The sequence below is a fragment of the Methylobacterium sp. Leaf106 genome, assembly GCF_001422895.1.
Lineage (GTDB): Bacteria > Pseudomonadota > Alphaproteobacteria > Rhizobiales > Beijerinckiaceae > Methylobacterium > Methylobacterium bullatum.
Map to the genome: position 1 here is coordinate 439,701 of NZ_LMNB01000023.1, position 12,857 is coordinate 452,557.

A 12,857-nucleotide genomic window follows, 5' to 3' on the forward strand; every position below is an offset into this window, starting at 1 on the left:
GAAGGATCAGTACAGATGGCGGGATCGGCGCGGACCACGCTCACCCTGGTGGATACGGTTTCCTCCGCGATCACGGAGCGGATCGCCGGGCGGCAGCTCATGCCCGGCGCGCGGCTGCCCTCGGTGCGGGCTTTCGCCGAATCCATGGGCGTGTCGAAATCCACCGTGGTGGAGGCCTATGAGCGCCTCGGCGCGGAAGGCGCCATCGTCGCGCGCCGGGGCTCGGGGTTCTATGTGGCGGGCAAGACCCGCCCGCTTTGCCTCAAGGAGATCGGGCCGCAGCTCGACCGGGCCGTGGACCCGCTCTGGATCACCCGACAATCCATGCAATCCGGGCCGGAGCTGCTGAAGCCCGGTTCCGGCTGGCTGCCGTCGTCATGGATGCCCGAGGAGGCGATCCGGCGCGCCCTGCGCCACATCGCCCGCGACGCCGATTCGAACGTGATCTGCTACGACAAGCCCCTCGGCTTTCCGCCGCTGCGGAGCCAGATCGCCCGGCGGCTCGCCGACAAGGGTGTCGAGGCGGAGGCCGACCAGATTGTCCTGACGGATTCGGCGACACAGGCCGTCGATCTGCTGTGCCGCTTCCTCCTCGACCCGGGCGATACCGTGCTGGTCGATGACCCCTGCTACTTCAACTACCATGCGCTGCTGCGGGCGAACCGCGCGAAGGTGGTTGGCGTGTCCTTCACCCCCGCCGGGCCGGACGTCGCCGAGCTCGAACGGCTGATCGTCGAGCACCGGCCCCGGTTCTACCTGACCAATTCCGCGCTCCATAACCCCACCGGCGCCACCCTGGCCCCGGCCGTGGCCCACCGCGTCCTCAAGCTCGCCGAGGCGCACGACATGCTCATCGTCGAGGACGACATCTTCGGGGACCTCGAAGCCGACCCGGCCCCGCGTCTGGCGGGGTTCGACGGGCTCGACCGGGTGATCGCGGTGGGCAGCTTCTCCAAGACCCTCTCGGCCTCGATCCGCTGCGGCTACATCGCCCTGCGCCCCGACTGGGTGGAGGGGCTGATCGACCTGAAGCTCGCCCTCAGCCTCGGCAACGGACATCTCTCCGCGGCGCTGATGCACCGCCTCATCACCGACGGGGCCTATCGCCGCCACCTCGCCGAGATCCGCGAAAAACTCGCCCGCGCCATGGGCGAGACCGCACGGCGGCTGGAGCGCTGCGGCCTGACGATCTGGACCGAGCCGCGCGGCGGTCTTTTCCTCTGGGCGCGCCTGCCGGACGGGCTCGATTCGGCGGATGTCGCGCGCCATGCCCTCGCCAGGGACGTGGTGCTGGCCCCGGGCGCCGCCTTCAGCGCCGGGGCGGGCGGCCGCGAGTTCCTGCGCTTCAACGTGGCCCATTGCGCCGATCCGAGGACGTTTTCGGTGTTGGAAGACGCCATGTCGGCGGTTTGATCGGCGTCCGGCTGGCCCTGCCCGGAACCCACCGCCCGGGCCGAGGCTTTGAAGAGATACGGCAAAGCTCAAAAATATGTCGGGAGGACCCATGTCGAAGCCGGAGTCGTCGAAGCCGGAGTTGAAACAGCCGCGTCCGCCCGAACTGTTCTCGCCCTGGCGCACGGAGGCGCGCGCCCGGCTCCAGCAGGAGGCCCGCGATTTCGCCAGGGATGTGGTCCTGCCGCTTGCCGACGAACTCGACCGGCAGAAGGCCGAGATGCCGCGCTCGCTCATCGACGCCATGGCGAAGAAGGGCTGGTTCGGCATCACCATCCCGGCCGAGCATGGCGGGCTCGGCCTCGGCGTGTTCGAATATTGCCTCGTCTCGGAGGAATTGGCCCGCGCCTGGCTCTCGGTCGGCAGCATCCTGGCGCGGGGGCAGGGGCTCGGCACCCAGACCCTCGACGAGGAGCGCCGCCGCGCCTTGCTGCGCAAGTCCGCCCGCGGTGAGTGGATCGGCGGCATCGCCCTGTCCGAGCCCACCGCCGGCTCCGATCTCGCCGGCGTGAAGACCCGCGCGGTGCGGGACGGGGACGATTGGGTGCTCACCGGCACCAAGCGCTGGGCCGGCTTCGCGCTCGCCGCCGACTTCATCGAAGTCCTGGCCCGCACCCGCGAGCCGGAGCCGGGCGAGCCGCGCTCGGCCGGGCTGGAGCCGTTCCTCGTGGTCAAGACGCCCGGCACCTTCCCCGAGGGCATGACGGGCCATGTCATCGACAAGATCGGCTATCACGGCTTCCTCACCTTCGAGCTCGAACTCGACGGCGTGCGCGTGCCCGAGGGCGATCGCCTCACCGGCCTCTACGGCGATGGCGGGGCGGATGCGGATTCCGGCGGCTTCGCCTCGGTGCAGCGCGGCCTCAACATCGCCCGCGTCCATACCGCCGCCCGCGCCGTCGGTGTCGCCCGCGCGGCGGTGGAGGATTGCCAACTCTACCTGCAGGAGCGCGAGCAGTTCGGCCATCCGATCGGCGAGTTCCAGGCCCTGCGCTTCGCGCTCGCCGACATGTCGGCAGAGGTCGATCAGGCCCGCGCCTACTGGCAACAGGTGGCCCACCTCCTCGACGCGGGCGAGGCGGCCGAGAGCGAATCCGCCAAGGTGAAGCTGCTGGCCACCGAGATGGCGGTGCGCGTGACCAACCAGGCGATGCAGCTCCACGGCGGCAACGGCTACACCACTGAACGGCGCGTGGAACGCTACTGGCGCGACGCGCGGCTCACCACGATCTTCGAGGGAACGAGCGAGATCCAGCGGCGGATCATCAGCGACCGGATGTTGGGGCGGGGGTGAGGGAAACGCCCTCACGCTCGGACGGTGTGACCGCTGGCGGATCGACCGTCGCGGATCACTCCCAGCGGTCGATCCGATAGGTTGCGGTGCCGATAGCGCTCTCGACGCGGATCCGATGATCCCCATCCTGGCCGACGAGGAGACCGTTGGCCGTGCCCTCCTCGACGCCCTCGATCCTGTGGGCTTTCGAATAGGTCTCGATCACGGCCCGTACCCCGTGCAGGTCCGAGCGCAGGAACTCTGGAAACAGGCAGAGGCCCGAGGCGGCATCATCCTGCGCGCCGTCGAGGATCAGCACCGCGCCCGTCCTGTGGTGGCGATACCGGTCCGCGCCGGACCACAGGACGGGCAGGAGCGTGGCCCCCGTCACCGGCACCCACGCCCCTTCGGGCAGGCGCCAGCGCGTCGGGGTCGAGCCGTTCACGTAGATGTACCAGGAGACCGGGTTGCGCGCCTCGGGTCGGTCCCATTGCAGGAGGGGCGGCGCCTCGGGATCGACGGCGGTGACGAGGCCGCAAAAGGTCATCCGCTCCGCCGTGAACACCCACATCCGCTGCGCGTCAGGGAGGACGTCGCGGGCGAACTTCGACCAGGTGACCGTCTGGGCCGGCATGTCGAGCACGGCTTCGGGCACGGCCGCCTGCCTCGCCTTCAGACCCCCGAAGATGCCGGATGCGGTGTGGGAGGCCGTCGCTTCGGCCGCCGCCGCCCCATGGCGCGGGCGCCAGATCGTCGGGATCTCGTCGAGGCGCGCGTAGCGGCGGCGCAAGGCCGGTTCGAGACCGAGCTGGGCGAAGAGGCGTTCGGCCTGGGCGATGGTGCCCGCTCTCGGCGCGGCCTGCGGGCGCTGGTAGGCGAGCGGGTGCATCTTGGCGGTGAAGCGTGCCTTGACCGTCGCGAAATCCCGGCCCTCTGCGATGTCCGCCAGCAGCGTGCCGATCATCCCGCCGCGCGGCGTGCAGAAGCCGGGCGGCGCATTGGCGACGGCCCGCCACAGGATCGCGTCCCGCTTCGGGCCGGCCTTGCGCGGAACCTCGTCGTGCAGGCGCAGGAGAAACTCGGCCGGGCCGATCACCTTCTCGGAGCGGTACAGCGCCTCGGCCCGCAGGAGGGTGAGGGCCTGCGCCACGACGCGCCGGTCGAACACGTCGAGGGCGTGGGAGAGCGTGCGGAAATCCTCGCGCCGCGCCGCCATCGCCTGCCGGGCGGTGACCACGATGCCGCCGTAGCGTCGCGTTTCCGGCACCGCGAGCGAGAAATGGGGAAAGCCGCCGGCCGTGGGGCGGCCCCAGGTCTCGCCGGAGGCCAGGAAGGCGGAGCGGATCGGGGCGCCGGTGACGGCCCCCATCATCGCCGTGACGGCGGGCCGGTAGAGGTCGGGAACGGTATCGGGGCTCCACAGCGCGGAGGCGATGCCGCCGTTCTTCGTGACGGTGACGAGGCGGCCGAAGCGGCGCAGGAAGGTCAGGCAGCAGGAGCAGGTGTGATAGGGCCGCCGCTCCGCCGGCAGGTGCTCGAGGAAGAGCGGACCGAGATCGGGAGCGCCGACCTCGAAGAGATGGCCGTCGGCCGCGACGACGGCGTCGAACCGCGCCTGCACGGCGCGCGAAAACGCGTCGAACGTGGCCGCTTCGCCCGCCGCCGGGGGCGGAGGCGCGGTTCCGGCGTCACTGGTCATGGTCGGCCTCCGTTATTGGCCCAGAGGCTCGCCTCCGCGCCCGAGAGAGATCGATGCTCTGCCCGTCGACAGATGAAGGGCGCCCAAGAATGCGATCAGATCGAGGGAGGATCGAGCAATACTCCCCCGGAACGGTATATTGGGGAGCTTAAGGCAGAGGGTTTGTCGGTACAATGCCGTGCATCTCGTCCGGCGAGAATGACTTATAGCCTGAGACGGGGCCGGCCGGTCTATCGCGGAGGCCGTGGGCGGGAGCGGGGGAGACGGTGGGATAGGGAGAGCTTGCCACGTTCGTGATTCGTCTTCGACGGCGGTGCAGCGTTCCCGGAACGTCAGCCGGCGGGGGCGGGGCCCGTGGCGGAAGCGATGGGGATGGCAGGTGTGCCCCACCTGCCCTGACACCGCGGCACATTATGCGCTATAGGAGGTTGACAGGGGCGGCCTCGCCTCGCCACATCCCGGCTATCATGAGCGATCCTCTTTCGAAGACCTTTCCCGACGGTTCGGCCAAGCCGCCGCTGGAGATTCTGCTCTGCGCGCCGCGGGGGTTCTGCGCGGGCGTGGTCCGCGCCATCGACGTGGTGGAGCGGGCGCTGGCGATCTACGGACCTCCGGTCTACGTGCGTCACGAGATCGTCCACAACAAATACGTGGTCGAGAGCCTGAAGCGCAAAGGCGCGGTGTTCGTGCGCGAGCTCGACGAAGTGCCGGACGGCAACGCCCCGGTGATCTTCTCGGCCCATGGCGTCGCCAAGACGGTGCCGGCCAATGCGGACAATCGCGGCCTCGTCACCATCGACGCCACCTGCCCGCTGGTGACCAAGGTCCACCGCGAGGCGGAGATCCACCACAAGCGCGGCCGCCACGTGCTCCTGGTCGGCCATTCCGGCCATCCGGAAGTGGTCGGCACCATGGGCCAGCTGCCCAAGGGCTCGATCACCCTGGTGGAGGATCTGGAGCAGATCGCCGCCCTGGAGCCGGACAACCGCGACAACCTCGCCTGGGTCACGCAGACGACCCTGTCGGTGGACGACACCCGCCACATCGTCGCCGCCCTGAAGCAGAAGTTCCCGACCATCACCGGTCCGCACAAGGACGACATCTGCTACGCCACCACCAACCGCCAGGAAGCGGTGAAGCAGGTGGCCCCGCTGGTGGATGCGGTGATCGTCGTCGGCTCCTCGAACTCCTCGAACTCGCAGCGCCTGCGCGAGGTCGCCGAGCGCGTCGGCTGCCCGATCACCCGCCTCGTGCTCCGCGCCGAGGAGATCGACTGGCCGGCCTTCGAGGGCATCCGCAAGCTCGGCCTCACCGCCGGCGCTTCGGCGCCCGAGGTGCTGGTGGAGGAGATCATCGACGCCTTCGCCGCCCGTTACGACGTCACTGTCGACACGGTTTCCACGGTGGTGGAGGACATGTCCTTCCCGCTGCCGCGCGAATTGCGCAGCGAAGCCGCCGAGTAGGCCGCATCGCCCGTTATCCTCGCTGGGGGCGCCGAAGGGCGCCCCTTCTCATGTCTGCCCTCCAACGTCAGCGAAGCCCGTGGCCGTCTATACCGAGGTCTCCGACGAGGCGCTGACCGCCTTCCTCGCCCAATACGAGATCGGCACGCTGCTCTCCTACAAGGGCATCGCCGAGGGCGTCGAGAACACCAACTTCTTCCTGCACACCACCGCCGGCTCCTACATCCTCACCCTCTACGAGAAGCGGGTGAATGCCGGCGACCTGCCGTTCTTCCTCAACCTGATGCAGCATCTGGCCGCCCGTGGTCTCGCCTGCCCGCAGCCCATCGCGAAGCGCGATGGCGTGGCGCTCGGCGAACTCTGCGGCCGGCCGGCGGTGATCGTGACCTTCCTCGACGGCGTCTCGGTCAAGCGCCCGACGGTCGACCATTGCCGGGCTCTCGGCGTCGCTCTCGCCGGGCTGCACCGGGCGGGCAGCGATTTCGGCATGACCCGCGCCAACAACCTCTCGGTTGAATCCTGGAAGCCGCTGTTCGAGGCTGCCGGCCCCGCCGCCGACACCGTGTCCGAGGGTCTGACCGAGCGCGTGCGCGGCGACCTCGCGGTGCTCCGGGCCGGCTGGCCGCGCGGCCTGCCCTCCGGCGTGATCCATGCCGACCTGTTCACCGACAACGTGTTCTTCATCGGCGACGACCTGTCGGGCCTGATCGATTTCTACTTCGCCTGCACCGACGCCTTCGCCTACGACCTCGCCATCTGCCTCAATGCCTGGTGCTTCGAGCCCGACGGCAGGTTCTTCCCCGACAAGGGCGAGGCGATGATCGCCGGCTACCAATCCGTGCGGCGCCTGCAGGACGACGAGGTCGCGGCGCTGCCGATCCTGTGTCGGGGTGCCGCCCTGCGCTTCATGCTGACGCGCCTCGTCGACTGGCTCAACGTGCCCCCCGGCGCCCTGGTCCAGCCGAAGGACCCGCTCGAATACGACCGCCGGCTGGTGTTCCACCGGGCGGCGACGCATGCGCGGGATTACGGCTGGCGCGAATAGCGTCTTCGCAGAGATCAGGGCATGAAAAAGCCCCGGCCGTTTCCGGCCGGGGCAAGGTGGTCTCGTTCGTGAAGGCCTAGAAGAAGCCGAGCTTCTTGGCCGAGTAGCTGACCAGCATGTTCTTGGTCTGCTGGTAATGGTCGAGCATCATCTTGTGGTTCTCACGGCCGATGCCGGACTGCTTGTAGCCGCCGAAGGCCGCATGGGCCGGGTAGGCATGGTAGCAGTTGGTCCAGACGCGGCCGGCCTGGATCGCCCGGCCGAAGCGGTAGGCGCGGGTTCCGTCACGGGTCCAGACGCCGGCGCCGAGGCCGTAGAGCGTGTCGTTGGCGATGGAGAGCGCGTCGGCATCGTCCTTGAAGGTGGTAACCGAGAGGACGGGGCCGAAGATCTCCTCCTGGAAGATCCGCATCTTGTTGTGGCCCTTGAACACGGTGGGCTTCATGTAGAAGCCTTCCGCGAACTCGCCGTCCTTCACGTTGCGCTCACCGCCGGTGAGGCATTCGGCGCCCTCCTGGCGGCCGATATCGACGTAGGACAAGATCTTCTCCAACTGCTCGGAGGAGGCCTGCGCGCCGATCATCGTGGCGGGGTCGAGGGGCGAGCCCTGGGTGATCGCCTCGACGCGCTTGATCGCCCGCTCCATGAAGCGGTCGTAGATCGATTCGTGCACCAGCGCGCGGCTCGGGCAGGTGCAGACCTCGCCCTGGTTGAGGGCGAACATGGTGAAGCCTTCGAGGGCCTTGTCGAAGAAGTCGTCATCCTCGTTGGCCACATCGGCGAAGAAGATGTTCGGCGACTTGCCGCCGAGCTCCAGCGTCACCGGGATGAGGTTCTGCGAGGCGTATTGCATGATGAGGCGGCCCGTCGTCGTCTCGCCGGTGAAGGCGATCTTGGCGATGCGGGGCGAGGAGGCGAGCGGCTTGCCGCATTCCAGGCCGAAGCCGTTGACGATGTTGAGGGTGCCGGGCGGCAGCAGGTCGGCGATGAGCTCGGCGACCACGAGGATCGAGGCCGGGGTCTGCTCGGCGGGCTTGAGCACCACGCAATTGCCGGCGGCGAGCGCGGGTGCCAGCTTCCACACCGCCATCAGGATCGGAAAGTTCCACGGGATGATCTGGCCGACGACGCCGAGCGGCTCGTGGAAATGGTAGGCGACGGTGTCGTGGTCGATCTCGGAGATCGAGCCTTCCTGCGCGCGGACGCAGCCGGCGAAGTAGCGGAAATGGTCGATGGCGAGCGGGATGTCGGCGTTGGTCGTCTCGCGGATCGGCTTGCCGTTGTCCCAGGTCTCGGCGAGGGCGATCAGGTCGAGATTCTCCTCCATCCGGTCGGCGATGCGGTTGAGGATGAGCGCGCGCTCGCCCGGCGAGGTGCGGCCCCAGGCCTCCTTGGCGGCATGGGCCGCATCGAGGGCCTTCTCCACGTCCTGCGCGTCGGACCGGGCGACCTCGCAGATGACGCGGCCTGTGACCGGCGAAGTGTTCTCGAAATACCGGCCGGCGACGGGGGCGACCCACTGGCCGCCAATGAAGTTCTCGTAACGGGCCGAGAACGGCGCCTTGGTACCTGACGACAGGAATTCGGGCTTGTTCATGTGCGTTTCCTCCGTGTTGTTCTTGTGTGCGCCAGCAGAAGCCGGGCGGATTGCCAAATCAAGATAGACTTTTGGCCTAACCGACTCGGAGCGACGGCATCGAGCGGGTCGGCGCGTGGTCCCGCTTCTATGGCGGGGAGCTACGCGCTGCGGCAGTCTAGCGCCTCTGCGGCGGCCTGGCGATGCCGTGGGCCGGCGATTTGGAAGGCCTTGCAAAACTCTCGATCACCGGCGGTTATCTCCGGGAGTGCGGTTCCGCAGCGGGAGTTCTGCCAAAATCGATCATCCGATCAGATCACCTCAGGATGAGGTAAAGCCTTGGACGAACAACCCAAACAGGCTCGGCAAGACACTCACCGTCCTGACGGCAGCCGGGTGAAGCGCCGGGCGGTGATCCGCCGGGCGATGGCGCGGTCGATCCTGGGGCCGGCCCGTTCGGTGCCGTCGCGGTGGATCATCACGCCCGTGGCGCGTCCGTCCGGTTCGATGTCGAAAGCCACGCGGATCGCGCCGTTCTCCGCCACGAAGGCCCTGTCGCTCTCGGCGACGAGGGTGATGCGGGACTCGGTCGATCCCTGACCGAGCGCCTGCGCCGTGAGGCGGTCGCCGTCGCGGGTGACGCCCAGGACCGAGCGCGGGCCCGTCCGGTAGAAGCCGACATAGCGGTCGAGAACGGTCTGGCCGACGCTGATCTCGGTGCGCGCGGGCTCGCCGAGATAGAGGGCCGCGAGTTGTCGCGAGAGGGCCTGGGCCGGCACGATCTCGGAATTGCCGAGCACCACGATGGTGAGGCCGAGATCGGGGTAGGCATCCTTGATCGCGCTGAACCCGCTGATGAACCCGCCATGCGACCACAGGCGGTGCCCGTAGGCCGTGCCGATGTACAAACCGAGGCCGTAGCCGTGGCCGTAATCCGTCACCATGGCCCGGCGCGACGCCTCCGACAGGACACGGCCGGAGAACAGCGCCCTGTCCCAGGCGACGAGATCGTCGAGGGTCGAGGCCAGCATGCCGGCACCCGACGGAGCGCTGGCCGCCAGGGGCAGGGCGTGGCGCCATTCGCCCGAGACGCGGCGGTAGCCGGCGGCACGCCGGGGGATGATGGCGCCCGGATCGGCGTCCCGGGTCGAGGCCAATCCGGCCGGCGCCAGGATGGCGTCGTTGAGGTAGCGCGCGAAACTCTGGCCGGTGATCCGCTCGATCAGGCCGGCGAGGAGGATGTAGCCGGTATTGCTGTATTCGTGGCCGGTCCCCGGCGGGAAGAGCAGATCCTCGCGGTAGAGGAGGGCCACCGTCTCCATCGGCGAGCGCTCGATCCGCCCGAGCTGCGTCGCGTAGCCCGGCAGGGCGGTGACGTTGGGCAGGCCGGAACTGTGGTTGAGGAGCATCCGGATCGTCATCGGCGCCCAGGCCGGCGGCAATTCGGGCAGGGTGCGGATGGCGGGATCGTCGAGGGAGAGGGAACCGGCCTCGGCGAGTTTCAGGATCGCCGCCGCGGTGAACTGCTTCGTGATGGAGCCGATGCGGAACATTGTGTCCGGCGTGTTGGGGATCACCCATTCGCGGTCGGCCATGCCGTAGGCGCGGCGGAACAGGGGGATGCCGTCCCGCGCCACGATCACGGCACCCGAGAAGACGCCGCCCCTGGCGTGCGAGTCCATGAGGGCCGAGGCCTCGCGCGCGAAGTCGCCGGTCCCGTCCTGCATGGGAGCGCCTGACGCCCTGTCCTGGGCAGTCGCCGCGCCGAGCAGCAGCAACAGGGCGCAAGCGCCGGAAAGGAAGCGTGAAAGCATGAGGCGCGGTGATCCGTCGGCTGCGATCCTGCCAAGGTTGCGCGGGAATGTGGCGTGGTTGCGCGGGAGTGCCACCCCCGGTCGAGATCGGCGGCATTCCCGCGAAACCGTGATCGGCATCGGCGCCGAGATCACTGTTTTGCCCCGAAGCTCGGCAACATGGCCCGCCTTCGTGCCGACGGACGAAGCCATCCGTCGCGACCGGACTCGCTCCGCCGATGACGGCCCTTCCCCAACCACGCAACAGGAAGAGACATCCATGAGCCGCACCACTCGCGCCCTGCTGGCAGCGTCCCTCACCTTTGGTACCTCCGCCCTGGTCTCGCAGGTCAGCTTCGCCCAGGCGCCGCAGAAGGCGCCGGCACCCGCCAAGGCCGCCCCCGCCGCTCCCACCCCGGCCCCCGAGGCCGAGGAGCAGAAGGAGGTCGCCCTGACCCAGGCGCTGATCGACGGCCTCGTGGCGGCGCAGCCCGAACTGGCGAAACTCCCCGGCGGCAACGCGGACAAGCCCGATCCGAAGGTCCAGGCACAGGCCGTGGCCATCGCGAAGAAGAACGGTTTTGCCAGCGTCGACGACCTGCAGGACGCGGCCGACAGCGTCGAGGCGGTGCTGGATGGCGTGGACCCCGAGACGAAGACCTATGTCGGCGTCGTGCCGCTGCTGAAGAAGCAGGTCGCCGCCATCGAGGCCGACACGAAGATGAAGCCCAAGGACAAGGCCGCCGCGCTGAAGGACATCAACGAGGCGATCGCCGCCGGCGAGCCCACCAAGCCCTCCGACAGCAACATCGCCCTCGTCACCAAGAACATCGACAAGCTCGGTCAGATGGCGGGCGGCGGGCAGTAGCACCCGGCCGAGCCGAGCCCGGCCTCCGGGAATGGCGGTCCGCGAAGGGCTCGTGCAACCGGAGGTCGGGCCGCTGACTTTCCATCACGACGTCGCCGGCGCAGGAGCCGGCGACCGCAGCGAGGCTCAGGACCAGTGACTGCACCTTTGAGGCCGGTTCCGCCGAGCGGCCGGCCGGTAACGGAACGGGCTTTTCCGCAGGGCGGTCCGGCTTGGAACGGCCCGGGCTTCGGCGAATTCGTCGGTATCGTCGCCCTGATGATGGCCGTGACCGCCATCTCCATCGACAATCTGCTGCCGGCCTTCCCCGCGATCCAGGCACGGTTCTCGGTCGCCGACCCGAATGCGCTGCAGCTTCTCGTCTACGTCTACATGATCGGTTTCGGCGTCGCCCAGATCGTCTACGGGCCGGTCTCGGATGCGCTGGGGCGCCGGCGGGTGCTGCTCGGGAGTCTGGCGGTCTACGGCGCGGGCACGGGCCTCGCCATGGTCGCGCCGTCCTTCGAATGGCTCTTGGCCGCCCGCGTCATCCAGGGGATCGGGGCGGCGGGTGGGCGCGTCCTCTCCACCGCCATCGTGCGCGACCGTTATTCGGGGCGCGAGATGGCCAGCGTCATGTCGCTGATCATGATGGTGTTCCTCATCGTGCCGATGATCGCGCCCGCCATCGGCGGGGCGATGCTGCTGCTCGGCTCCTGGCACTACGTCTTCGTCTCCATGCTGGCCCTGGCCGGCATCCTCACCCTCTGGTTCTCCTGGCGCATGCCGGAGACCCTGCACCCGGAATTCCGACGTCCGCTCTCCCTGCGGTCGATCGGGCAGGCTATCTCCCTGACCTTCCGCACCCGCGTGGCGGTCGGCTATGCCACCGCCCTTGGGCTGCTGACCGGCTGCATCATGGGCTATGTCGGCTCGGCCCAGCAGCTCTTCGATACAGGGCTGTACCGGCTCGGCGCGCTGTTTCCCCTCGCCTTCGCCCTGGTGGCCGGCGCCATGGGGGCGGCCACCCTCGTCAATGCCCGTCTGGTGCGGCGCCTCGGGATGCGGCCGCTCTCGCATGTGGGCCTCACCCTGTTCGTGGCGGTGGCGCTGGCCCAGGTCGGAATCGGCCTCGCCTATGCCGGGCATCCGCCGCTGTGGCTGTTCCTCACGGTGCTCGCCGGCAACCAGTTCATGATCAGCTTCGCCATGCCGAACTTCAACGCGCTGGCCCTGCAGCCCCTCGGCGAGATCGCGGGGACGGCCTCGTCCTTCCTCGGATTCTACACCACGATCCTCGGCGCCTTTTGCGGCTTCATCATCGGCCACGCCTTCGACGGCACTGTGCTGCCCCTCGGCCTCGGCTATGCCGGCCTCGGGGGAGCGGCCCTCCTCGTCGTCGCCTGGACCGAACGTGGCCGGTTGTTCCGAGGTGGGGTGTCGGGGTGAGTGTTGATGGATGCACCATCGACCAGAAGTTAAACTGAACGCTCACCCCGCCTATTCTTGACTGCACGGCTGGCGTTCCCCAAAGAGTTCGATCGATGAGTGCGTCCTACGCGATCGCCTTCGTCTTCACGCCGTTACTCGCCGTTGGCCTCGGCTGGCTCGCGGTTTTGCTGCATGAGCGCTCGCTGGCGAAGGCGGAGCGTCGCTCCCCGGGCGAGTGAGCGCCGGCTCCAAGCTTTAACGCCGTCTTCAGCCGGTCT

At 68.7% G+C, this 12,857-nt stretch carries 10 protein-coding genes; 7 read left to right on the forward strand and 3 right to left on the reverse strand.

Features of this window, described 5'->3' with window-relative positions; translation table 11 throughout:
• Positions 1-15: 15 nt before the first annotated feature.
• Both ASF34_RS13810 and ASF34_RS13815 read left to right on the forward strand, forming a co-directional pair.
• The gene (locus tag ASF34_RS13810) at positions 16-1,413 is read left to right on the forward strand and encodes an aminotransferase-like domain-containing protein (protein WP_056161697.1); all 1,398 of its coding nucleotides are present in this window, start codon (positions 16-18) and stop codon (positions 1,411-1,413) included.
• Positions 1,414-1,504: 91 nt separating this feature from the next.
• Positions 1,505-2,746 (forward strand): acyl-CoA dehydrogenase family protein, encoded by a 1,242-nt coding sequence (locus ASF34_RS13815; RefSeq protein WP_056161699.1) that lies wholly within the window; start codon positions 1,505-1,507, stop codon positions 2,744-2,746.
• 55 nt (positions 2,747-2,801) lie between these two features.
• On the opposite strand, the gene ASF34_RS13820 is transcribed toward ASF34_RS13815, so the two are convergent.
• Positions 2,802-4,424: a hypothetical protein gene (locus ASF34_RS13820; RefSeq protein WP_056161701.1), complete on the reverse strand. Its 1,623-nt coding sequence runs from the start codon at positions 4,422-4,424 to the stop codon at positions 2,802-2,804.
• Positions 4,425-4,891: 467 nt separating this feature from the next.
• Here ASF34_RS13820 and ispH point away from each other — a divergent pair, with 467 nt between their 5' ends.
• Positions 4,892-5,887, forward strand: a complete 996-nt coding sequence (gene ispH, locus ASF34_RS13825; RefSeq protein ID WP_018045088.1) for a 4-hydroxy-3-methylbut-2-enyl diphosphate reductase — start codon at positions 4,892-4,894, stop codon at positions 5,885-5,887.
• Positions 5,888-5,966: 79 nt separating this feature from the next.
• Positions 5,967-6,932 (forward strand): homoserine kinase, encoded by a 966-nt coding sequence (locus ASF34_RS13830; RefSeq protein WP_056161704.1) that lies wholly within the window; start codon positions 5,967-5,969, stop codon positions 6,930-6,932.
• A 76-nt stretch (positions 6,933-7,008) separates the two neighbouring features.
• Here the strand turns inward: ASF34_RS13830 and adh are convergent, their stop codons facing one another.
• Together adh and ASF34_RS13840 are read right to left on the reverse strand one after the other, a co-directional pair.
• Positions 7,009-8,529: an aldehyde dehydrogenase gene (gene adh / locus ASF34_RS13835; RefSeq protein WP_056161706.1), complete on the reverse strand. Its 1,521-nt coding sequence runs from the start codon at positions 8,527-8,529 to the stop codon at positions 7,009-7,011.
• Between the two features lie 353 nt (positions 8,530-8,882).
• Positions 8,883-10,322, reverse strand: a complete 1,440-nt coding sequence (locus tag ASF34_RS13840; RefSeq protein ID WP_244478993.1) for a serine hydrolase — start codon at positions 10,320-10,322, stop codon at positions 8,883-8,885.
• Positions 10,323-10,581: 259 nt separating this feature from the next.
• Here ASF34_RS13840 and ASF34_RS13845 point away from each other — a divergent pair, with 259 nt between their 5' ends.
• From ASF34_RS13845 to ASF34_RS23645, 3 genes are all read left to right on the forward strand, one after another.
• Positions 10,582-11,169: a hypothetical protein gene (locus tag ASF34_RS13845; RefSeq protein WP_056161711.1), complete on the forward strand. Its 588-nt coding sequence runs from the start codon at positions 10,582-10,584 to the stop codon at positions 11,167-11,169.
• A 261-nt stretch (positions 11,170-11,430) separates the two neighbouring features.
• The gene (locus ASF34_RS13850; RefSeq protein WP_056162082.1) at positions 11,431-12,597 is read left to right on the forward strand and encodes a multidrug effflux MFS transporter; all 1,167 of its coding nucleotides are present in this window, start codon (positions 11,431-11,433) and stop codon (positions 12,595-12,597) included.
• A gap of 95 nt (positions 12,598-12,692) precedes the next feature.
• Entirely contained in the window at positions 12,693-12,818 is a 126-nt protein-coding gene (locus ASF34_RS23645) for a hypothetical protein (protein ID WP_274533758.1), read from the forward strand.
• Positions 12,819-12,857 lie beyond the last annotated feature (39 nt).